We start from the raw sequence: 21,812 nt of genomic DNA, 5'->3' as shown, positions 1-21,812 counted from the left end.
GATGTGTGGGGCTACAATGCTCGTGCTCTGGCCAATCAACAACACTTCACCATTGTACATCTGGAATGCTTCAGACAGCGTGCCGATCGGCCTCTATCGCTTGCAAGAGGCCGGACGGTTGTACGTCACTGAGCTCGTAGTGGTTCGAGCGCCAGACCCGCTCGCGACTTTTCTCGACCTCAACGGCTATTTGCCAAGCGGTCTTCCAATGCTCAAGCGTGTGCTGGCGCTGCCCGGCCAAACCGTCTGCAGAACGGGCCTCACAATCATCGTCGACAGCATACAGATGGGTGAGGCAAGCGACCGCGATCGCCGCGGCCGGCGGTTGCCCGTCTGGCAGGGCTGCCGGGTCATTGCTGAGGGCGAAGTCTTTCTCATGAACTGGCAGTCGGCGGACTCGCTAGACGGCCGATATTTCGGACCGCTCCCGACATCGGCCGTTATCGGGCAAGCGGTACCGGTGTGGACCAGGGAGGACTGACAAATGCCGGCGTTGCTCCACTGGCTTGCGGTTTCTCTCTTCGGCCGATCGCAACATCATTCGTCCATCCCGGCCGAATTGTCGGCAATCGGCGCGCGTCGCGGCCGTCTCGCGCCGGCTAAGGGCCGGCCGGGAAGAGCTTTGTCGTTGGGGGCTGTCCGCACATTGCTATGTCGAGCCGCTGCTTACTCTGTGGGAATTCTGCTGACGTTCGGGCCGCCCGCGACCGCTAGAGCGGAGGTCGCATCGCGCGCACCAGCTGCGCAATCCACAACCTTGCTTCCTGGCCTAGCATACACTGCGTTCGTGACCGAAGCCTCGCATCGGTTCGCGATCCCGGCGCGTTGGATTCGTGCCGTCATGCAGGCCGAAAGCGGCGGAAATGCGTACGCCATATCACCTCGGGGAGCGCTCGGGTTGATGCAAATCATGCCGGCGACCTGGGTCGAGCTGAGCGTTCGTCACGATCTCGGTATCGATCCATCTGATCCCCACGACAACATTATGGCTGGGGCAGCGTACCTTCGCGAGATGCTCGATCGTTTCGGATCGGAAGGGTTTCTCGCAGCCTACAATGCGGGACCAAAACGGTACGAGGAGCACCTGGCCACCGGTCGACCGCTTCCGGATGAAACACAAATCTACATCGCCAGACTCGCATCATTGATCGGCATTGAGCAGCGCAACAACGGTAGTTCGGGTGCCAGACGCTTCGCCGCGTGGCAGCAAGCGCCAGGCCTTGTTGAGCGGTCCAAGAGCTTATTCCCTAAGGGCAACTCGGCATCTGGCGTCCGCACAATGAATTCGTCGAAAGCAGCGCCTAAGGCGGGTACGACTGCGCTCGTACCTCGTGCGACGGGGCTGTTTGTGCGGCGATCAGACGAGGTGCGGTCCCGATGATCGCAATCGCATTTCCTCGCGCGATGTCGAAGCTAGTCGCAAGGTTGAGAGCGGTCGGCAGAGAGCCGGGAGTGAGCGACCGGGGAGGGCAGGATAAAAGCCGCAAGGTGCGGCCGGTCGGTTGTGCGAGAAAGTGTATCGATTTCAATGATCCACTAAACATTGCGGCAACTCGGCGTAAAGTTCAGCTTTCCCCAAGGCGCTGTTCTTACACGGTTTTCGGTGCGTTGCGGCGACCGGAATGACGCGCGACGATGATCTTCGGATCCGCCCCGGCCGTATCCGTTCCAGGCGTGCGCCCCGGGCAAAGCCGTTTCTGGCGCAGGCACTCACTGCGGCTCAGAAGGCTGGCGGCCTCTCGCGAGGCAAGCATGGCCACGGCCGTAGGTTTGGACGCGGCCGCGCCGCGAGCATCGCTGCGGCACGGCTCCTGAACGCCCGCGGCCGCGGCGCTATGATCAAGGCGCGGGTGGTGCGGCGGATGCGTTCGCCGGGCGCGTTGCGCGCCCATATCGGTTACCTGCAGCGCGACGGAGTCACGCGCGACGGCGCCCCGGGAAAACTATTCGACGCCGCGGGCGACGATGCGGACGGTCGCGCTTTCGTCACGCGTTGCGAGGGTGACCGCCATCATTTCAGGTTCATCGTCTCGCCTGATGATGCTGGAGAACTTGCCAGCCTGCGTAGCTTCACCCGGGAGCTGATGGACCAGGCCTCGCGCGACCTTGGCACACGGCTTGATTGGGTCGCTGTCGACCATTGGAATACCGAGCATCCGCACATCCATATCCTCGTGCGGGGCCGTACGGATGACGGTGCCGACCTCGTCATCAGTCGCGATTATATCGCTATGGGCCTACGCGCCCGCGCCAGCGACCTTGTCACGCGAGAACTTGGCCCTCGCTCGGAGCTCGAGATCCGCCAAAGCCTTGAGGCGGATATGACAGCCGAACGCTGGACCAGGCTCGACCGGGCGCTTGCCCGGGAAGCGGGGACGGCGGACGGCGTCATCGATTTGAGATTAGAGCGGGATGCCGGGCGCGATCCATTGCGAGAAATTCGGATCGGGCGGATGCGGACGCTCGAGCGGCTCGGGTTGGCGGAACCTGCGGGGCCCGCGGTCTGGGTCCTGGCCGCCGATGCGGAAGCGCGGTTGCGCGCGCTTGGCGAGCGCGGTGACATCATCAGGCGGCTGCACAAAAGTCTCACGCGGGACGGCGCCAGCCGCGCTTCTGCATCCTGGGCACTGGAGGGCGAAAGTCATGGCGAACCGATCGTTGGCCGTCTCATCGCGCGCGGGCTTGATGACGAACTGAAGGGCACAGCCTTTGCCATTGTCGATGGGATTGACGGGCGCGTGCATCATGTGAAGCTCCCTGACCTCGAGGCGGCGGGTGATGGGCCGATCGGTGGGATTGTGGAACTGCGCCGGTTTGCGGATGCCCGTGGTCGGACACGTACTGCGCTCGCGGTTCGCTCGGAACTCGTTCTCGATCAGCAGGTCGCGGCGGACGGAGCCACGTGGCTAGACCGGCAGCTCGTCGCGCGACATTCTGCCGAGCTCTCCCGCAATGCGTTTGGCGCCGAGGTTCGTGCGGCACTCGAACAGCGCATCGATGTGTTGGCCGACCAAGGGCTCGCCCAGCGCGATGGCAACAAGGTCCGGCTAAGCCGCAATCTGATCGACACCCTCCGGGATCGCGAACTCGAGGTCGTCACACGACGCCTCATCGAGGAAACGGGCCTTCCGCACTTGTCATCTGATGCAGGTGAGCAGATTTCGGGGGTTTATCGTCGGCGCCTGTCATTGGCGTCGGGGCGCTTCGCGATGATCGACAACGGCCTCGGCTTTCAGCTTGTGCCCTGGTCGCCTTCGCTCGAGCGGGAATTGGGCAAACAGGTCACCGGCATCGCCGGTCCAGGCAGCGTCGACTGGGACTTCGGGCGCAAGCGCGGCCTATCGCTCTGACCTGAGGTCCTGGCGCCGCACGCCAATTGCAGGGGGGGCGAGACTTGGTTGCCCGCACGTGGACGGGTCAAGACGGAAAAATGGGAGAGGAGGGACAGTGAGCAGCGAATGGCAAATGGAGGTTCCACCGTTCTGGACGTATCTCTTTATCGCCTCTGGGTTCCCTCGACCTTGGTGGCGCTCGGTGGTCGGCTGGACGCAGCCGTGTGGAAATAAAAGCGCCGTTCACGGTGAGCTTACTGAGGCTCGTCAGCCTCTTGCGGTAAAATCGGCTAGCAGGGCCTTCGAATCTAGACGGCCCTCCCGTGCGCGCAAACCGCAAGGGACCTTCGATCTTGAAGTGATCGCAAGGTGTCTGGCTGTGGCTTGATCGCGGTGACGATACCTCCGTGCGTGCTGGTCTCGGATGCCGATGCTCAGATGTTCTGCAGAAGACTGCGCCGCTTCGCTCAACGCTTTTGCGTCCGCGAGAGCCTGGTTTGCTGGACCCGGTTGTGTTGGTGTCATCGAGCGGGCGAATCGCGATTCGATCTGCTCGGCTGTGGAGGCATTCGCGCGAGATTATCCGTGTATGCAGGCCGGCGAGCAATCGGACAACTCCGGGCCGGCAAGCAGCTTGAGGAGTGGATAGGCGAACTGCAACCGATTCGCGCAATGATAATTTGGCGAACGCTAGTCGCCTGTCCCTCTCTCCAGAGAGTCCGCAACAGCTGATGTGCAACTTCCAAGCATCTAGCGGGCCAAAACAATAGGGCGCCATAGGCGACTGGAGGAGGGACTCGCTCGATACCGATCTGCGGGAGCATTTCGACGGTCGGCCCGGCAGTGTCGTCCCGTCGGGAATAAGCGCTCATGCCGAGACGCTTCCCGCGTGAGCATTATCTCCAACTCAGCGAACCCCGCCTCCTACCGATTTAATCCGCGAACGTCCGCCTCATCAACAAGGAGTTGTGGCACGCCGCACGCTCTCTGGATCCCGCGCGCTTGACGGAGGGCTTAGGGGAAGAGGCGAGCTAGCCTTCGCAGGAATCTATAACCCGGAGCGTCGCTGCGAAGGCCGCTCGGTTCGCCTCGAGCGGCAGCACGATGCGAGTTGATCCTGTCATCATCCAAGCGCCGATCACGCGAAGCTGGTTTGGACGGTTCGCCGAGGAAGCCTGTTCTACTAGGCCGAGCGAACTTCTTCGGTCCAAACGCCGCTTCCCGATCTGACCCGCCGATCCCTTCGCTAGGGCGCGCCCGACTACGGGAAACGTAAGCCCCTGATTGCGGCCAACAGGTCGATGGTGTCGATATCCGCAAGCCATGTCTGCGACGAAAATCATTTGGCATCAGGTGATCCTGGTTTGCCTGATCGCGTTCACCTTCGTGTGGGCAGCGACCGAATGGACGGCCTATCAGCTTGCGTTCCAGCCGCAGCTTGGACCGGCCTGGTTCAGGCTGGGGGCCTGGCCCATCTACGAGCCGTTTGCCTTCTTCATCTGGTGGTTTGAATTCGACGCTTACGCGCCCACGATATTCCTCCAAGGGGGCGCCATTGCCGGGGGCGGTGGGATCGCGGCAGTCGCCGCAGCAATGGTGCTTTCGGTCTTGCGCGCGCATGAGGCTCGCGATGTCACGACTTACGGATCAGCGCGTTGGGCCGATACGCGCGAGGTCAAACGGGCGGGGCTGCTAGGTGTCGATGGCCTCGTGCTCGGGCGTTTCGATGGTCGATATCTTCGCCATGATGGGCCTGAGCACGTGCTCTGCTTTGCGCCTACCCGTTCGGGCAAGGGGGTCGGCCTGGTCGTTCCAACTCTTTTGACTTGGCCGCGCTCGGTGATCGTCCACGATATCAAGGGCGAGAATTTCCAGTTGACCTCGGGATGGCGCGCGCGCCTTGGAGATGTACTCTTGTTCGACCCGACAAACGCGGCAAGCGCGGCCTACAATCCCCTTCTTGAGATTCGCCGTGGTGATTGCGAAGTACGAGACGCCCAAAACGTGGCGGATATCCTCGTCGATCCCGAAGGAGCGCTCGAGCGCCGCAATCATTGGGAAAAAAACCAGCCATTCTCTGCTCGTCGGCGCGATCCTGCATGTCCTCTATGCTGAAGCTGACAAGACGCTTGCCGGCGTTGCCAGATTCCTTTCGGACCCGTGCCGCCCGATCGAGACCACGCTGAATGCGATGCTTGCGACTCTTCATCTTGGTGATCGCGTTCATCCTGTCGTTGCTTCAGCTGCGCGAGAGCTGCTCAACAAGAGCGAGAACGAGCGGTCGGGCGTGCTGTCGACCACAATGAGCTTCTTGGGCCTTTATCGCGATCCGGTCGTCGCTAAGGTCACCGCGCGGAGCGATTGGCGCATTCGCGATCTCGTCGACAGACCGCAGCCCGTCTCACTCTATCTTGTCGTACCGCCATCCGACATCGTCCGCACAAAACCCCTGATGCGGCTCATCCTCAATCAGATCGGACGGCGCCTGACGGAGAGCCTGGATCCCGACCGGCGCCGCCAAAAGCTCCTCCTGATGCTCGACGAGTTTGCTGCCCTTGGCCGGCTCGACTTCTTCGAGAGCCAGCTTGCCTTCATGGCGGGCTATGGCATTCGCAGTTTCCTGATCACTCAGAGCTTGAATCAATTAGAGCGCGCCTATGGGCCGAACCACGCGATCCTCGACAATTGCCACATCCGGATCGCCTTCTCCACGAATGACGAGCGCACCGCTAAGCGCGTCTCGGACGCGCTGGGGACCGCGACCGAACTGCGCGCCATGAAAAACTATGCCGGGCACCGATTAAGCCCCTGGCTTGGACACTTGATGGTGAGCCGCCAAGAGACGTCCCGTCCGCTCCTGACGCCCGGCGAAGTCATGCAGCTCTCATCAAAGGAGGCGATTGTGATGGTGTCGGGCCTCCATCCCCTGCGGGCCACCAAGGTTCGCTACTATGAGGACCCGCAATTTCAGAAGCGAATCTTCAAGCCCGCCAGAACAGGAACGATTCTCTTGTCCACGCGCCCGGATGAGGACTGGTCAGGGCACCCAACCGCTGCGCCCTCGATCGAACTGCTTGCGCCCCGGCAGCGAAAAGGTAGCGATCCGAATGGGGGGCTGCGGCGCGAGCCAGAATTGCCGCAGCACGAGGAGATCGAAATCAAGGCACCGCTCGCGGAACATGAGTTCGATGCTGGTCCCGATGAGCCGGACGCAGATGCGGTCCAGGCACGAGCCCTAAGCCGCGCAATGCAGGGAGTAGCGCGCGCGACCAGCCTCGACCCTGACGATGGCATGGACCTGTGAGCGGGGCAAAATGGTGAAAAAGATTCAGCTCAGTGTCTACCTTGATCCGCAGACATTCAGAACCCTTGATGTCTTCGCAGAGCGTCGTGGCCAGCCGAAGTCGCTTGTGGCAGAGGCCGCGATCGCGTCATTTCTTTCGCCTGACGATTCCGACCGACGCGAGGCGGCTGTTGCCAAGCGGCTGGATCGGATCGCACGGCTGCTCGAGCGTCTCGAACGCAATGACAGCATCACGCTCGAGACGCTCGCCCTGTTCATCCGCTTCTGGTTGACATCGGTGCCAGCATTACCAGAACAATCCAGTCCAGCCGCTCGCGCCAAAGGCGCCGAACGTTATGATCGATTCGTTGAAGCGCTCGGGCGAAGGCTTTCCAGCGGATCAACCGTTCTGAAAGAGGTGAGCTTCGATTTGAACGCCGGAATTCCGGAGGTAAGTCGATCGACGGTCGGAGCGGGCGGATCATGCTGTTAGAGAACAGGCTGCGATTTGCGCGCGAGGACCACAAGGGAACTTGCGAAGGTACGTCGCGCCGAGTGCATTCGGCCGCAAACAATAATGCGGCCAGATCGAGTCGTGCGAGCGCGTTTGATCAGGACCGAGGACGGATATCTGAGGGGACAGACTGCATGGCGAGTTAAGAAAGGGCCGGCCTCGATCCGAGCTGCCGCTCAAATGGAGTGAGGCTGCTTGCATGAATACGCGCAAGCCTCTCCAGCCAAGGCGTTCCCAGTAGTGCCCCTACCAGTCTTTGCGGATTGCACGCCAGGTCCTCTGTGTTAGCACTCCACATTGTCGGGCCTGACTCGCGAGCACCGTGTCGAAAAAATGCGAAAACGTGCACTGCCCCAAACTTCAGCGAAATGGTGCGACGCTACCCGTTTACGTCAGATTGCAATCAGCCAGTCCCTGAGACCGCCTGCAATATGTTTCGGCAATTCCAGAGGGGTGGAAACTAGATCGTCCCCTCTCAATGAAAGGGACAACTGGGCCAAGAAAAGCACACTGGCCTGGAGCTGTTCAATTAGGTCCAATTCCCGCGGGTGGCGACGATGGCAAGCATCAACACCAAGAGCAATCTGATCAACCCTCTGGCCTCGCGGCCAGACGGCGTTACGCAGACAGAGTTGCGCAAGGCCACGGGATGGAAGCTTGTCCCGACGCCCCTGATCGCTAGCGATGCAAGATGCAGCTGATGACCAAACGTGAGGACGGACAAAGTCAGTCGCAAGAAAAGATCGCCAGCAAGAGCGGCCACTTCACCGCGTACTACATGATGGGGCATGGTTCGACTACGGCAGTAGCCGACGCGACGACCCACAGAGCCGACAGAAAGTCCTTCTCCCTCAATGCACAAGCCGAGCGATGCGCAAACACGTGATGAGCCAAAGTCCTGCAGGGCGTTGCGCAGCTATCCGGACAGCGAGGCTTGGCTGTTGCCGCTTTTCGCGCCGGCTATCCCGCTTCGAACGAATGCGCGAAACTATCATAGCCCGTTTCGACGCCAATGCCGAGCTCGGATCGACAACGCAGCAGAGCTTTGACGTCTTGTCTGTCAGTTTCCGCGGATCCCATTTCAACGTTCAGAAGGTGTTGCGTCTGATGCACAGCGCCAGCGCGATCGTTTTCACGTCTTCTTTGTCCGATCAGGCCGAAATCGCGGTCACATCGACCGTACCGGCATCGAAGGCTGTACCGCGCAACTTCACACGAAGGCATGGCGCCAAGCGGATCCGCCGAAGCGTCCGGGTAAGCGCCGAGAGCTCAGGCGTCATCGAAGGCCCGCTGTTTAGGAGGGTCGGCATTTCCGAGGTCCGCGTGCAAGGACACGGAAAGGCCCTGCTGGAACAGATATCCACGAAACACTTCGGAAAGCCGCGGAAGATCGCGACGGCTGACGTTTCTCGCATCCGGCATCACCGGCATCGACGTGGCTGTCGATGGCGGACGCAGCACGCATCCCAGACTCCAGAAAGCCCTACCGGTGTGCTCGAACGCCGTGAGAACCGTGCTGGCGACGCCGCTTAGGCCTCAATGGTCTTCCCCGCCGGGGCCGCGACAGGGCGTATTCCGGCTTCGACCCCAACGGCCGGATAGGGGTAACGGATAGGCAAAGAGAAGAACTAGTTTGCAGCGGGGCGTGCGGACACTCGCATGATCCAGGCCGGTTCTCCATTGGAGAAACGCCCTGCTGCGGAGCCTCGCCAACCGCCAGGCTACACCGCATCTCGTCACTGCAGCGGCAAGTCCGCTTAGGTGTCCGGACTGTTACGCTGGCGGCCGCATTGTCCATCCTTGCGGCGCCTCGTCTTGAGATCTGGATGTTGCCTCGGATGAGGATCCGCTCATATCGGAAGTCCACATCGTCGGCTCGAGACGGCTCGTCCTGGCAGGTCTCACCGAGCGGCGCCCCACCGGCGTGAGATCAGGTCCGGGCGATCCTCGCCGGGCAAGCTGGTGGCTGAAAGTGAAGCGCACTGTAGGTATGTGATCTCCATGCAAGAGCGCGCAACACGAGCGCCCATTTCGGGTTAGGAATTCCATTGAGGACGATAAAACAGAATGCCGGCGAGAAGGTACCCCCGCTTGCGCGCTCGATCAACGATGCGGACCCGGCCGCGCGGCTTGAGCACTGGGGCCAAAGAATACGCAAAGCCCTGTCGCAGAGCCGGCCTCCAGACGCCATCAAGATTCATTACTGCCGCCGCACGGTGCTCCGGGAGGTGCGCGCCCGCCCTCAGTAAACAACCGCAGTTTCAGGGCTCAGTATCCAGGCCTATGCTGGCCGGATGGAGCAATCAGTACTTTTCAGGTGCCCGCGCACCGGCATAAACGTGCAGCACCTGCTGACAGGACTGGAGCAGATCGGTCTCGACACTCATCTGCCGGTCGTTTGTCCGGCATGCTCGTCGGTCCATTTGGTGAATGCCTCCACCGGCAAGCTGCTCGGCGACCGCAGTGCTTCCGAAGTGCGGTGACTGCGGCCAACCCGTGACATCCGGCATGCTCACTCCGGTTTGGGTGCGCATCCTTTCCCGGTGTAGGTCGTGTATCGTCCCTGGAAAATCCAGCGCCTTGGAGCCCCCATGCGAGGGCTGATGCTTGCTGCCGCTGCAGACGTCGCAGTCGACCTCGCTGCCGGCGCTCTTCGTCAAGCCTCGCCAGCATCGGAGACGGAGTTCACGGCTGGCACGGTGCGGGGAAGCGGCAGCGTGCGTTGAAGGTTGCGGCTGGCCGGCGACGGCTTGCCGAGCTTGGCATCATATCTCTCGGCCAGCACCAGAAGCCGCTTTCGCGTAAACGGGTCGGCCTTATCGGCCAGATCGCGGGCTCGCTGTGCAAAGCCCCTGTAGAACTCGACATCCATGATGTGCCCCCACTCGACGCGTACCGGGGTCGCACTTAAGTACATCGACGGCTCCGACGTCAAGGCGGGTGAGCAGTGTGGGCCCGCTGCAGAATTTTCGGCGACGAGCCTGTAGCAGCCGGTCTGGCGCAACGAAGCTCGGCGTCGGCAGCGGCAATTCACATGACAGTCCTCCCATCGGATCCGGAAGCGATGCCCGGAAGGGGGGAACCGATGAATCTCCTGGCTGCGAGGACGGGCACAACGAGCGCTACGTGCAGCCACACGGAGGCGGATCCGCTGCGCGATCCAATCGGCCGCAAATGGGGCCGACAGTACCCCTGAAGCCTCCCGATCAAGTGAGTGGTCGCGCATTACGCCTGAAGAAATGATGGCGGCGCATCCGCGTCGATCGTTCGCCACCTCCCGCCGCGAGCGCGCCATCCAGATCGCGCTGGACCTCTTTTTCGAATAGGCAGTTTTCTCGCCAACCAAGGGTGCACGTCCACGAAATCGCTCGTCTGTCGACGACCTGACTCTCTAGAGGGAGAAGAGGCTACGAGACGTCTGGCGCTGGTCTTTAGGACTCCGCCGTTTCTTTCTTTTGGTACGCCAGACTGCGACCGGAATGTCCCCGCGGTTGAAGCGGTATGCGGCCTCGGAGCTTTTGTCGTCATCGCAGGGCGATTCATCCGTTTCGACCAAACGTCCAGACCACGCGCGTGCAAGCGCGGGCGGTGTGCAGTCGCAGAGAGAAGGAAGCTGGAGTATGCAGATTGGCGGCGAGCGCCGGGATGAACCGAGCTCAAGTCGAAATGAAGCTGAAGTGGGCGCGCAGCCGAGTCCAAGCGAAGCTCAGCGGACCAGAAAGATCACGATTCAACTTTCTGAGAGCATTTTCCAGCGACTTGAAGCCGCGACTGACCGCCAAGGGATGAGCAAGAGCGTCGTCGTAGACGCGGCTCTTGAGCGCTTCCTGGATCCGGCGCCGCCTATAGAGGGTCTTGTATACGAGGCCATCGAGCGAACGAATGAGCAGGTGCTTAGTCTGCGTACGGACATCGCGATGATCGCGGAAATAGTGGCTCTCCATGCGCGATACCACCTCACTCTGACGCCGCCGATGCCGCCATCCAAGCAGGACGAGGCGTGCGTACTCGGGCTTGAGCGCTTCAAGGCCTTTGCCGAGCAGGTCGACCATCGCGTACGGCTTGGCCGGCCCTTGCTGCAGGAGACGATTGATCGCCTGGGAAATTCCAGCCGATCCGGGTCTGATATGGGCCGCGGGGCGTCACGCGCCGTTGCACGAGAGCCAATTGAAAAGGAACGCCACTGTGTTCCCGCCGTAGCTGAAGAATCAGAACTGTGTGCTGTCGCCGAGGAGGGCGGCAGCAATATCAACTTTCGACAGTTGCCAAACGCCTTTTGTTAAAGCCAACAGCCGCGCACGGAGAAGCACGCGCGTCGATGCCGCTGGGCAGATATCATGCGAAAAGCCCGTCAAGCGGCGTTGGAGCTGGCGGATCATTTGTTGCGTGTTCCTTCCCTTTGCTGCGGGATATTATCTTTCTTACCTGTTTCGAATGATCAATACGCTCATTTGCGGCCGCCTCGCCTCTGAACTGAATCTTGGCACGGCCGATTTGGGGCTGTTGGCCTCGATCTACTTTCTGGTCGTTACCGGCAGCCAGATTCCGCTCGGTATTCTCTTGGATCGCTTCGGTCCGCGCCGGGTCCAAAGTGCGCTCTTGCTGCTGGCAGCCGCAGGCGCGGCGCTTTTCGCATTATCGAGCGGATTCCTGTCGCTTCTACTTGGCCGCGCGATGATAGCGTTTGGCACCGCAGCTTCCCTCATGTCCGGGCTGAAAACGGTCGTGCTCTGGTTTCCGAGAGAGCGCGTGGCGCTCGTCAACGGATGCATGATCATGCTGGGTGCACTGGGCGCGGTGACGGCAACCGCACCAGCCGAGGCATTGCTTGACTGGATAGGTTGGCGGTGCCTGTTTGAGGTGCTTGCCGCATCCAGCGCCACCGCAGCCGTCGCGATCTATGTTTTGGTCCCAGAGCAAGAGGTAACTGGGAAGAGCCCCTCAGGGACAGTCAGCCTTAAGACGGTCTATACGGACGGGCGGTTCTGGAGAATTGCGCCGATTTCTTCAACATGTATCGGGTCTGCGTGGGCCCTGCAGTCCTTGTGGGCGGCATCTTGGTTGAGCGATGTGGAAGGGTTGGATCGAACAAGCCTGGTCACACAATTGCTCGTCATGGCGATAGCCCTGAGCATAGGCGCATTGCTGCTCGGTCTGGTCGCCGATTGGCTGCGCCGGCATGGCAATAACGTTGAAATGTTGCTCGCGATCATAGCTGCTGCGTTCATTGCAGCCGAACTCGCGCTGATCTTGCATCCACCGTTCCTGTCGTTACCGTCATGGATGATTGTGGCGGTGGTCGGATCAGCAATCGCCATCAGCTACGCGATCATCGGAGATTACTTTCCGGCCGAATTGATCGCCCGCGCAAACGGCGCGCTCAACGTTCTGCATTTCGGGTGGGCTTTCCTCATCCAGTACGGGACGGCGCTAATTCTCGAGCAATGGCCGGCAAAGGACGGACACTACCCCACAATCGCTTATCAGATCGCATTCAGCATTAATCTTGTGCTGCAGCTGGCTGCGCTGGCCTGGTTCATCACCCCTTGGCTCAAAGAGTTGAATTGGAATTCTCAGATCCCCCTCAAGCGCAAGTCGACGGACCCAAGCAGGTCAGTTCAGCTCGCGGTCCCGAGCGCCGAAATGATCATCCTGGAAATCGATGAAGACGTGGAGTGGTAATCTCAGCCTTTGCGCTGGCTGACTTGCCCCGTCTCGTCGATCTACAGGGGCGCATCAAGAATGTCCGGCCGACTGATTGCCTGAGAAGCTTCAAGCAACTCGTCGGACATGCGACATGCGTCGCAAGCTCGACAAGAACGACAAGAAAAATGCGCAATATCAATGAGCCCTGGCTGGCACGCGACTTGCTGTCTTTCTCCGCAGAGCCAGGTAAGCGAATTGAGCCATGACCGGTGTGACTGAGAGCGCAAATCAAGTCGGTGCGGTGAACGTGCTGAGCGTCGGTTCGCGGGCACCCTCGATCAAAGCTGAGGAATGGCTACGTGGCCGGCCCGTTACAAAGTTCGAGCCTGGGAAGGTATATATCATCGAGTTTTGGGCAACGTGGTGCGCACCATGTATTGCCTCCATGGCAAATTTGGTGATCCTGCAAGACAGATACAGGAGCGACGGAGTTGAGGGGATAGGTGTCGCGGCTCACGAACAAGCTTCGACGGCGGATGAAGCGCGAGCTAGTTTGGACGCTTGGTTGACGAAGAGTCTGCCAAATCTGAACTTCGCGATCGCATTCGACTACGCCGGCCAAATGGACAAGCTTTGGATGGATCCCAGCTTTTCTGTCGGGATTCCCGCGTCATTCGTGGTCGACCGTGACGGCCGCATCGCCTTTGTCGGCCATCCGACACAGCTCGATATCGCCTTGCCCAAAGTCCTGAACGGTTCCTGGGCAACGAGCGATGAAGCCAAGGCGCTGGATGCGGAAAGGATAAACACGGGTCGACGCAGAAAGCTCGAATTGTCGCAGAAGCAAGCGCTGGTCGGGCCGATCTTTGCCAGACTTGAGCCCGCGATGAAGAGCAAGGATTGGCCGGCAGCTCTTTCGGCGATTGAGGAGGCGCTCGCTGCGATGCCGGACGAGGTCACCTTCCGTGGGCTTCATGCGGAATTGTTGCTTCACAAAATGCGCGACCTGCGGGCTGGCCTGCCGGTGCTGCGCCAATTGGTTCGCGATGCGATCGACAAGAAATCCGTGGTTTGGATGAGCGTGGCGATCCGTCAACTATTTGACCCCGCGAAAGACTGCTCAGATTTCCCGCACGCCGAGCGCTTTGCGATGGGCAAGGACCTCTCCGAACACATCCTGGCCGCGAATCCGCCCCAAGGCAGCGAGGGCGCGAAGTTCCTGTCGTACGGGGCGGTCGCTCAGTACTATTACGAGACCGGTGAGAGGGACCGCGCGATCGAGCTGGTCGAGGTGGCCCTGAAGTGGCTGGATGCAGCGCCTGCCTCGGACGTCGCGAAACGGGATATCGTGCAGTGTTCTCTGCAGACTTTGGCGAGCTACAGGAGTGAGAAGCTCGGTTACGAGGAGTGTTGTTCAGCCCCGCAGAACACGGCTCCCGAGAAGCCGGAACCGAGATCGCCAAAGGAGGCAGCGTGAGAAATGCGCGCTTGCCATGTCCTTTCGGCGTCGTCGTTTTGCGATCGAAATTGATGTCTGTTGTGAATGTCGGGGCATTCACATGAAGTGAGGATAGGACGAGCGAGCGGGTGAACGCGGCGATGCCGCGCCACCACAAGTTCTTTATGGCGAATGTTTTCTCAAGCTTCGTCGCGCTCGGGCGCGATAGCGGCGAGAGTGCCTGCCGAAGTGAAGAGTAGTCGCCGGCTACTAAGGTTGGCGTCTTAGAAGATGCCGGATGGCATCTTCGAACAACCAAAAAGATAGAAATGGGTGGTGACGCTGATGCTTTCCAGCTCTCAAGGAAGCCTTCTCAAGTTTCTATCGCTGCTCTCAGAAGCGATTCAGAACTTCATTTCGCATCGACAACAAGCCGATTCGGGAGAGGCGCCAATCCGCGGCAACGGATGGGGCCATCTGGAGCGGTCAGAGTCCCCTGCGCTCCCCATCGAAGCAACGTTGAGCGAAGCCGTACCTTCATTGTCACCCCCTCTTCGGTACCACGGCTGCGGGTCGAGCGTGATGTACATTCACCGCCACCGCCGCTCTGCCAAACCCGACGCCCTGTTCCAGCCAACCGGGCCCTGGTACAGAGTTCTTTACATCCAGGTACTCATCGCGATCCTGTTCGGCATTCTCGTAGGCTGGTTGTGGCCTGCTGTAGGAACGAGCAGCTGGGTCAAGGCGCTTGGTGACGGTTTCATCAAGCTGATCAAAATGGTGATCGCGCCAATCATCTTCTGCACTGTTGTGTCCGGAATCGCGCATGTTCAGGATGCACGAAAGGTCGGCCGAGTCGGCGTCAAGGCGCTGCTTTACTTCGAGATCGTATCAACCTTCGCGCTCGTCCTTGGTCTCGTGATGGGCAATCTCGTTCAGGCTGGTCATGGGCTCGCTCGCAGAGCTGATGCCGCGGCCGTGGCCAATTACGTCCAAAGGGCGGAAGGGCAGAAGGCGGTCGATTTCCTCCTCAATATCATTCCCGATAGCGTGGTTGGCGCCCTGGCGCGAGGCGACGTGTTACAGGTGCTGTTGTTTGCCATCCTATTCGGGTTCTCGCTGATGGCGCTCGGCGAGCGGGGTGAGCGGATGCGCGCTCTGGTTGACGATGCTGCGCACGCGGTGTTTGGTGTCATTAGGATCGTAATGAAGGCCGCGCCGATCGGAGCGTTCGGCGCGATGGCCTACACTATCGGCGAATTCGGACCCTCCGCGCTCGGTAAACTCATCGGATTGGTTGCGTTGTTCTATGTGACAGCCGGGCTCTTCGTGATCATTGTGCTTGGCCTGATCGCGCGCTTGGTCGGCTTTTCTATTCTAAAGTTCATCGTCTATATCAAGGATGAGCTGCTGATCGTGCTCGGAACGTCGTCGTCCGAAAGCGCGCTGCCGCAGCTGATGGAAAAACTCGAACGGCTGGGCTGTTCCAAGCCGGTCGTGGGCCTAGTAGTGCCGACCGGATACTCATTCAATTTGGATGGGACCAACATTTACATGACCTTGGCGACCTTGTTCATCGCACAAGCGCTTGGAGTCGATCTCAGCTTTGGCCAGCAGCTCACGATACTGGTTGTGGCGATGCTCACCTCGAAGGGCGCAAGCGGTGTTACCGGTGCCGGCTTCGTCACCCTGGCCGCAACGTTGACGGTGGTCAGTCCAGAGCTTGTCCCGGGCATTGCGATCGTATTCTCGATCGACAAGTTCATGAGCGAGGTGCGCGCGCTTACGAACATTATCGGGAACGGTATTGCCGCCGTCTTTGTGTCCTGGTGGGAAGGCGAACTGGACCACGTCTCGCTACACGCGCAGCTCAAGTAAATCTGCGAGCTCAGCTCGACCTGCGACGGGCCAACACGGTCGCTAACGGAATCCCGTGGGCCAGCAAAGTCGCAGTTCAATCCTATCCGAGAGCGTCAGCAAAGGCCTCGAGAGTTCCAGAATTTGTTGCAATTGCGAACTAGAAATCACTCTTAGCACTCCTGCATTTTGCGTTGGCACCTTGTGGTGCAGTATCGGGCCGGCCTGGTTGGGAGGAAATGGTCCTGCAGGGGGCACGACACTCGCGGTGGTGTACCAGACCAGCCTTTCGGCAGTGGTGTTTGCGGCAACCCGCCGGCTAGTGTGGTTCACTATCCCAAGCCCGACCTTCCTCGCCCACGTGGGCGAACGACGATGGTTCTGGAGAAGCAACGGAGCCAAAGATCGCCAGGCGAGCGACGTAAAGAAGTAAACCCGGATCATAGGGCATTGCTGAGTTCTCGCCTCCCCGCGACAGGTCGGCGCGTCAAGCCAGCTCTTTTCAAATCCTTCTTATTCTACGCTAGGCTGCGACCGGCGTATTCCCTTTGTTGCGGTAATACCGGAGCTGCCTTTTATTTGCCTCCAGATGAGGCGCCGAAGCGGCCTCAGCAGCTCGGGGCAAATCGTGCCGATCCATTCTTTTGATTCAGAGGCGAACTTGCGCGGAGCGCGCATGCTGCGTACCGCGCTCGGGCCTGCGATCGCCGGGTTCTTGGAAGATCCGGCAATCGTCGAGGTGATGCTCAATCCCGATGGTCGATTGTGGATCGATCGACTGTCGAGCGGCCTTACGGATACTGGCGAGAATATATCCCCCTCTGATGGAGAGCGAATTATCCGCGTGGTGGCTCACTACGTGGGTGCCGAGGTTCATCCGCGCAGCCCAAGGATTTCTGCCGAGCTGCCTGAGACGGGGGAGCGGTTCGAAGGGCTGCTACCGCCGGTCGTTGCCGCCCCAACATTTGCGATCCGAAAGCCGGCGGTTGCGGTGTTCAGTCTCGAGGATTACGTCGCAGTCGGCATCATGACGCCGGACCAGGCCGGTGCATTGAGCGATGCAGTTCGGGCGCGCAAGAACATTCTTGTCGCCGGCGGCACCTCGACCGGCAAGACGACATTGGCCAATGCCCTTCTCGCCGAGGTCGCGAAAACGACTGACCGCGTCGTTCTCATCGAAGATACGCGCGAGCTTCAGTGCTTGGCGCCAAACCTCGTGGCACTGCGCACGAAGGACGGCTTGATCTCGCTCTGCGACCTGGTCCGTTCGTCGCTTCGTCTGCGCCCCGATCGAATTCCCATTGGTGAGGTGCGCGGAGCTGAGGCGCTCGATTTGCTCAAGGCCTGGGGCACAGGACATCCGGGCGGAATCGGCACGATCCATGCCGGAACCGCGCTCGGGGCGTTACGCCGGCTCGAGCAGCTCGTCCAGGAAGCTGTCGTCACAGTCCCCCGGCCGCTTATCGCCGAAACAATTGACGTGATCGCGGTGCTCAGCGGCCGCGGCGCCGAACGCCGCTTGAGCGAGCTCGCCCGCGTCACCGGCTTAGGAACATCAGGTGATTACAGCCTATCTGCAATTGGAGACCGGTCATGACCATGCCTTCATCTCTCCGCCGCGCCAGCAATCCGGCCGCGGCCATTATGACTCTCTGGCTGAGCAATGTCCCGGCTTGGGCCGCTGGCTCAAACATGCCGTGGGAGCAGCCGCTCAATCAAATTTTGCAATCGGTTGAGGGTCCCGTCGCCAAGATTATCGCCGTCATCATTATCATTGTGACCGGGTTATCGCTCGCATTTGGCGATACGTCTGGTGGCTTTCGTCGCCTGGTTCAGATCGTGTTCGGTCTGTCCATCGCCTTTGCGGCATCAAGCTTCTTTCTGTCTTTCTTCTCCTTCGGCGGCGGCGTGGTGATCTGATGGAGGAGCCTATCGCAGGCTTTATCGCGCCCGTACATCGTGCGCTCACCGAGCGGATCCTGATGGGCGGTGCGCCGCGCGCCGTGGCGATCGCCAATGGCACGTTAGCGGCTGCACTCGGTCTTGGGCTGCGCCTGTGGGTTGCCGGCCTTCTTTTTCTGGTTGGTCGGCCACATGGCCGCCGTCTGGGCCGCAAAACGCGATCCCGATTTCGTGGAAGTCGTGCGCCGGCACGTCCGCATTCCAAGCCACCTCAGCTCCTAGAGTCGCCTATGATGAATCTTGCCGAATATCGCCGTTCAAACACGCGCCTTGCCGACTTCCTGCCTTGGGCGGCCCTGGTGGATGAGGGCATCATTCTCAACAAGGATGGCTCGTTCCAGCGGACGGCAAGGTTCCGTGGACCAGATCTCGATAGTGCTGTTCCGGCTGAACTCGTCGCCGTCGCTGGGCGGCTCAACAATGCGCTCCGGCGGCTAGGCTCTGGCTGGGCGATTTTCGTTGAGGCTCAGCGTCATTCGGCCGGAGCTTACCCTGCGAGTACTTTTCCGGATGCGGCGTCAAGCCTCGTCGACGCGGAGCGGAAAGCGCAATTTGAAGAGGCAGGCGCTCATTTTGAATCAAGCTATTACCTGACTTTCATTTATTTGCCGCCGGCGGAGGGGGCCGCCATGGCTGAGCGGCTCCTGTACGAGGGCAGTCATCGCACGGGCGCCGCCGATGCACGAGAGGTGCTGGGCGGCTTCATCGACCGGACCAACCGCGTCCTGCAGCTTGTCGAGGGGTTTATGCCGGAATGCAGCTGGCTTGATGATGAGGCAACGCTGACCTACCTGCACTCGACGATCTCGACCAGGCGGCATCGGGTGCGTGTCCCTGAGATCCCCATGTATCTCGACGCGCTACTTGCCGATCAGCCACTCACGGGTGGGCTCGAGCCGATCTTGGGGGGGCGCATTTGCGCGTTCTGACGGTCGTGGGCTTTCCGACCGCGACCACCCCCGGGATTCTCGACGACCTCAATCGGTTGCCGTTTCCATATCGCTGGTCGACCCGGGCCATCATGCTCGACAAGGCGGATGCTTTAAGGATTCTGACACGGATCCGACGGCAATGGTTCGCCAAGCGGAAGTCGATCGCCGCGATCCTGAAGGAGGTGATGACGAACGAGGCTTCAAGTCTTCTCGATAGTGATGCTCACAACAAGGCGATTGATGCAGATAGCGCGCTTCAGGAACTGGGCTCGGATCAGATTGGTGAGGCCTTTGTCACAGCGACGGTCACGGTCTGGGACAGGGATGGCGGCGCCGCCGACGAAAAACTGCGGCTCGTCGAGAAAGCGATCCAGGGGCGGGACTTCACCTGCATGGCGGAGACAGTCAATGCGGTGGAAGCCTGGCTCGGCAGCCTGCCGGGGCAAACTTACGCCAACGTCCGCCAGCCGCCGCTTTCCACCTTGAACCTCGCCCATCTAATCCCGCTTTCGGCCGTATGGGCCGGTGAGGTGAGGGACCACCACTTCAAGGCGCCGCCGCTTTTCTTCGGCAAGACCGAGGGATCGACCCCGTTCCGGTTCTCACTGCATATTGGAGATGTAGGGCACACGCTGGTTGTAGGGCCGACGGGGGCGGGAAAATCGGTTCTGCTCGCGCTCATGGCGCTGCAATTCCGCCGGTATGAGGATGCGCAGATCTTTGCCTTCGATTTCGGCGGGTCGATCCGGGCAGCCATCATCGCCATGGGAGGAGACTGGCATGATCTCGGCGGCGCGATTAGTAGCGAACGTAGGCAGTTTGTCGCTCTCCAGCCTCTTGCCCGTATCGATGACATCGCGGAGCGCGCCTGGGCCTCCGAATGGATTGCCTCGATTCTCGCCCGTGAACGGATCGACGTCAGTCCCGAAACCAAGGATCACGTGTGGTCGGCCCTGACGTCGCTCGCCTCGGCGCCGCTTCAAGAGCGTACTCTCACTGGGCTTTCCGTTCTTCTCCAATCCAATGCCTTAAAGCGCGCGCTACACCCTTATTGCTTGGGTGGGCCGTATGAGCGGCTCTTGGATGGCGAAGGTGAGCAGCTTGGGGATTCATCCGTGCAGGTCTTCGAGACGGACGGATTGATCGGGACGCCCGTCGCCTCGGCAGTCCTCAGTTATCTGTTCCACAGGATTGAGGATCGTTTCGATGGCCGTCCAACGCTGCTTATCATCGATGAGGGCTGGCTCGCACTCGATGATGCCGGGTTTGCGGGCAAGCTTCGCGGATGGCTCAAGACTCTGCGCAAGAAGAACGCCTCCGTCGTTTTCGCGACCCAATCGCTTGCCGACATCGATGGGTCGGAAATAGCGCCCGCGGTCATCGAGAGCTGTCCAACCCGAATTCTGCTTCCGAACGACCGCGCCATCGAGCCACAAATCACCGCCATCTATCGGCGCTTTGGACTGAACGACCGCCAGATCGAGATCCTCGCCCGCGCGACCCCCAAGCGTGATTACTACTGCCAGTCGCGCTGCGGCAATCGGTTGTTCGAGCTCGGCCTTGGCGAAATAGCGCTCGCCTTTACGGCCGCCTCTTCCAAGACCGACCAGGCGCTCATCGAGCGGGTATTGGCCGAGAAGGGAACGGAGAAATTCGTCAGGGGTTGGCTGCAGGCGCGCGATCTTGGTTGGGCCTGCGACCTTATTCCGCAGCTAGCCAGGCATGGAGGAAGCTCATGAGTCGGTTCGGTCTCCTGCTGGCGGCGAGCTTGATCGCCATTGCTGTTTCGGAGGCGCCTCGGCAAGCCAGCGCGCAGTGGATCGTGTTTGATCCGAATAATTATGCACAGAACTTGCTGACCGCCGCGCGCGAATTGCAGCAGATCAACAACCAGATCACTTCGCTCCAGAACGAGGCGCAGATGCTGGCCAATCAGGCCAAGAATCTCGCAAAACTGCCATACTCGTCCTTGCAGCAGCTCGAGCAATCGATTCAGCGCACCCAGCAGCTTCTCGCTCAGGCGCAGAGAATTGGCTACCAGGTCCAGCAAATCGACAGCGCATTCTCAACCACGTACGCCCCGTCATCGACGAGCATGTCCGACCAGATGCTGATCGGTAACGCCCAAGCGCGCTGGCAAAATTCGGTGGCCGGTTTCCAAGACGCCATGCGGGTTCAGGCCACCGTTGTTGGCAATCTCGACACCAACCGCACGCAATTGTCGGCGCTCGTGACCGCCAGCCAGGGTGCGACAGGCGCGTTGCAGGCAAGCCAGGCCGGCAATCAGCTGATCGCAATTCAGGCGCAGCAGCTTGCCGATCTGACGGCCGCCGTCGCAGCCCAAGGGCGCTCGCAAACTCTTGAGTCGGCCCAACGCGCTGCGGCCCAGGATCAGGGCAGGGAGCAGCTCCGGCGCTTCCTTCGCCGAGGCCAAGCCTATCAACCCACAACCGTGCAGATGTTCCACTAATGGCAAGTAGATTTGAACGGCTGCCTGGCGCGATCGCCTTGGCGCTCGCTGTCCTCGTCGTTGCCGCCTGCGCAATCCAGCTCCGTGGCAACGAAACCGAAACAGCTCAGTCGCATGCCTCGCTAGATGACGTTGAAAATCCTGTGGCGGCGAAGCTTGAGCGTTGCCGCGCCGTCACCTACGAGCAGCGGGACGCTATTCTTGAATGCCAGAAGATCTGGGCCGAGCAGCGCCTGCAATTCCTCAATCAAAAGGATGGGTTTTCGCCACGTTCGGATAGTGAGCCGCCTAGCGCTGGGCCGTCATCATCCGTGCCGCCAAAGGACAATAGCCGCCTGCCTTCCGGCTACCCCACCGTTCCTACGCAAAGTGAGTAAC

At 60.4% G+C, this 21,812-nt stretch carries 16 protein-coding genes and 3 pseudogenes; 17 read left to right on the top strand and 2 right to left on the bottom strand.

The window, feature by feature from the left end; genetic code table 11:
- The first annotated feature begins 1 nt into the window (after position 1).
- From AB8Z38_RS17960 to AB8Z38_RS17930, 7 genes and pseudogenes are all read left to right on the top strand, one after another.
- The gene (locus AB8Z38_RS17960; protein WP_369726526.1) at positions 2-481 is read left to right on the top strand and encodes a S26 family signal peptidase; all 480 of its coding nucleotides are present in this window, start codon (positions 2-4) and stop codon (positions 479-481) included.
- Positions 482-787: 306 nt separating this feature from the next.
- On the top strand, positions 788-1,381 hold the full coding sequence (locus tag AB8Z38_RS17955) for a lytic transglycosylase domain-containing protein (protein WP_369726324.1): 594 nt from the start codon (positions 788-790) through the stop codon (positions 1,379-1,381).
- A 241-nt stretch (positions 1,382-1,622) separates the two neighbouring features.
- Positions 1,623-3,350 carry a relaxase/mobilization nuclease domain-containing protein gene (locus AB8Z38_RS17950; protein WP_369726323.1) on the top strand — a complete coding sequence of 576 codons (1,728 nt, stop codon included), beginning with the start codon at positions 1,623-1,625 and terminating at the stop codon, positions 3,348-3,350.
- A 1,305-nt stretch (positions 3,351-4,655) separates the two neighbouring features.
- Positions 4,656-6,636, top strand: a pseudogene (locus AB8Z38_RS17945) (conjugal transfer protein TraG).
- Positions 6,637-6,646: 10 nt separating this feature from the next.
- Positions 6,647-7,108 carry a CopG family transcriptional regulator gene (locus AB8Z38_RS17940; RefSeq protein ID WP_369726322.1) on the top strand — a complete coding sequence of 154 codons (462 nt, stop codon included), beginning with the start codon at positions 6,647-6,649 and terminating at the stop codon, positions 7,106-7,108.
- Between the two features lie 721 nt (positions 7,109-7,829).
- Complete coding sequence (locus AB8Z38_RS17935) at positions 7,830-8,015, top strand: hypothetical protein (protein WP_369726321.1); 186 nt, start codon at positions 7,830-7,832, stop codon at positions 8,013-8,015.
- A 92-nt stretch (positions 8,016-8,107) separates the two neighbouring features.
- A complete protein-coding gene (locus AB8Z38_RS17930) occupies positions 8,108-8,662 on the top strand; it encodes an SDR family oxidoreductase (protein WP_369726320.1) in 555 nt (184 codons plus the stop codon).
- 770 nt (positions 8,663-9,432) lie between these two features.
- Here the strand turns inward: AB8Z38_RS17930 and AB8Z38_RS17925 are convergent.
- Both AB8Z38_RS17925 and AB8Z38_RS17920 read right to left on the bottom strand, forming a co-directional pair.
- A complete protein-coding gene (locus AB8Z38_RS17925) occupies positions 9,433-9,639 on the bottom strand; it encodes a hypothetical protein (RefSeq protein WP_369726319.1) in 207 nt (68 codons plus the stop codon).
- Between the two features lie 146 nt (positions 9,640-9,785).
- Positions 9,786-10,001 (bottom strand): hypothetical protein, encoded by a 216-nt coding sequence (locus AB8Z38_RS17920; protein ID WP_369726318.1) that lies wholly within the window; start codon positions 9,999-10,001, stop codon positions 9,786-9,788.
- 748 nt (positions 10,002-10,749) lie between these two features.
- On the opposite strand from AB8Z38_RS17920, the gene AB8Z38_RS17915 reads away from it, so the two are divergent.
- The 10 genes and pseudogenes from AB8Z38_RS17915 (at position 10,750) to trbK-alt (ending at position 21,811) form a co-directional block, all read left to right on the top strand.
- Positions 10,750-11,412 (top strand): hypothetical protein, encoded by a 663-nt coding sequence (locus tag AB8Z38_RS17915; protein ID WP_369726317.1) that lies wholly within the window; start codon positions 10,750-10,752, stop codon positions 11,410-11,412.
- 151 nt (positions 11,413-11,563) lie between these two features.
- A complete protein-coding gene (locus AB8Z38_RS17910) occupies positions 11,564-12,811 on the top strand; it encodes a nitrate/nitrite transporter (protein WP_369726525.1) in 1,248 nt (415 codons plus the stop codon).
- A gap of 226 nt (positions 12,812-13,037) precedes the next feature.
- A complete protein-coding gene (locus AB8Z38_RS17905) occupies positions 13,038-14,252 on the top strand; it encodes a TlpA disulfide reductase family protein (protein WP_369726316.1) in 1,215 nt (404 codons plus the stop codon).
- Between the two features lie 543 nt (positions 14,253-14,795).
- Positions 14,796-16,091, top strand: coding sequence for a C4-dicarboxylate transporter DctA (gene dctA / locus AB8Z38_RS17900; protein ID WP_369726524.1), 1,296 nt, complete (start codon positions 14,796-14,798; stop codon positions 16,089-16,091).
- Positions 16,092-16,746: 655 nt separating this feature from the next.
- Entirely contained in the window at positions 16,747-17,667 is a 921-nt protein-coding gene (trbB, locus tag AB8Z38_RS17895) for a P-type conjugative transfer ATPase TrbB (RefSeq protein WP_369726315.1), read from the top strand.
- A complete protein-coding gene (locus tag AB8Z38_RS17890) occupies positions 17,664-17,990 on the top strand; it encodes a TrbC/VirB2 family protein (protein ID WP_369726314.1) in 327 nt (108 codons plus the stop codon). The genes trbB and AB8Z38_RS17890 overlap by 4 nt, the downstream gene beginning before the upstream one ends.
- A pseudogene (locus AB8Z38_RS17885) lies at positions 17,990-18,254 on the top strand (VirB3 family type IV secretion system protein). Before AB8Z38_RS17890 ends, AB8Z38_RS17885 begins: the two are co-directional and overlap by 1 nt.
- 8 nt (positions 18,255-18,262) lie before the next feature.
- Positions 18,263-20,703, top strand: a pseudogene (gene trbE, locus AB8Z38_RS17880) (conjugal transfer protein TrbE).
- Entirely contained in the window at positions 20,700-21,434 is a 735-nt protein-coding gene (trbJ, locus tag AB8Z38_RS17875; RefSeq protein ID WP_369726313.1) for a P-type conjugative transfer protein TrbJ, read from the top strand. The pseudogene trbE and the gene trbJ overlap by 4 nt, the downstream one beginning before the upstream one ends.
- On the top strand, positions 21,434-21,811 hold the full coding sequence (trbK-alt, locus tag AB8Z38_RS17870) for a putative entry exclusion protein TrbK-alt (RefSeq protein ID WP_369726312.1): 378 nt from the start codon (positions 21,434-21,436) through the stop codon (positions 21,809-21,811). Before trbJ ends, trbK-alt begins: the two co-directional genes overlap by 1 nt.
- Position 21,812: the final 1 nt, after the last annotated feature.

Source organism: Bradyrhizobium sp. LLZ17, assembly GCF_041200145.1.
In the GTDB taxonomy this organism is placed as follows: Bacteria; Pseudomonadota; Alphaproteobacteria; order Rhizobiales; family Xanthobacteraceae; genus Bradyrhizobium.
This window is presented reverse-complemented; position numbering and strand designations above follow the sequence as displayed.

Excerpts from the sequence above, each read along its gene's own strand:
- trbK-alt (WP_369726312.1), top strand. The coding sequence starts at position 21,434 with ATGGCAAGTAGATTTGAACGGCTGCCTGGCGCGATCGCCTTGGCGCTC.
- AB8Z38_RS17930 (WP_369726320.1), top strand. The coding sequence starts at position 8,108 with ATGCGCGAAACTATCATAGCCCGTTTCGACGCCAATGCCGAGCTCGGA.
- AB8Z38_RS17925 (WP_369726319.1), bottom strand. The coding sequence starts at position 9,639 with ATGCCGGATGTCACGGGTTGGCCGCAGTCACCGCACTTCGGAAGCACT.
- trbB (WP_369726315.1), top strand. The coding sequence starts at position 16,747 with ATGCTGCGTACCGCGCTCGGGCCTGCGATCGCCGGGTTCTTGGAAGAT.
- AB8Z38_RS17910 (WP_369726525.1), top strand. The coding sequence starts at position 11,564 with ATGATCAATACGCTCATTTGCGGCCGCCTCGCCTCTGAACTGAATCTT.
- AB8Z38_RS17905 (WP_369726316.1), top strand. The coding sequence starts at position 13,038 with ATGACCGGTGTGACTGAGAGCGCAAATCAAGTCGGTGCGGTGAACGTG.
- AB8Z38_RS17940 (WP_369726322.1), top strand. The coding sequence starts at position 6,647 with ATGGTGAAAAAGATTCAGCTCAGTGTCTACCTTGATCCGCAGACATTC.
- AB8Z38_RS17935 (WP_369726321.1), top strand. The coding sequence starts at position 7,830 with ATGACCAAACGTGAGGACGGACAAAGTCAGTCGCAAGAAAAGATCGCC.
- AB8Z38_RS17920 (WP_369726318.1), bottom strand. The coding sequence starts at position 10,001 with ATGGATGTCGAGTTCTACAGGGGCTTTGCACAGCGAGCCCGCGATCTG.
- AB8Z38_RS17960 (WP_369726526.1), top strand. The coding sequence starts at position 2 with ATGTGTGGGGCTACAATGCTCGTGCTCTGGCCAATCAACAACACTTCA.
- AB8Z38_RS17915 (WP_369726317.1), top strand. The coding sequence starts at position 10,750 with ATGCAGATTGGCGGCGAGCGCCGGGATGAACCGAGCTCAAGTCGAAAT.
- trbJ (WP_369726313.1), top strand. The coding sequence starts at position 20,700 with ATGAGTCGGTTCGGTCTCCTGCTGGCGGCGAGCTTGATCGCCATTGCT.
- AB8Z38_RS17950 (WP_369726323.1), top strand. The coding sequence starts at position 1,623 with ATGACGCGCGACGATGATCTTCGGATCCGCCCCGGCCGTATCCGTTCC.
- AB8Z38_RS17890 (WP_369726314.1), top strand. The coding sequence starts at position 17,664 with ATGACCATGCCTTCATCTCTCCGCCGCGCCAGCAATCCGGCCGCGGCC.
- dctA (WP_369726524.1), top strand. The coding sequence starts at position 14,796 with ATGTACATTCACCGCCACCGCCGCTCTGCCAAACCCGACGCCCTGTTC.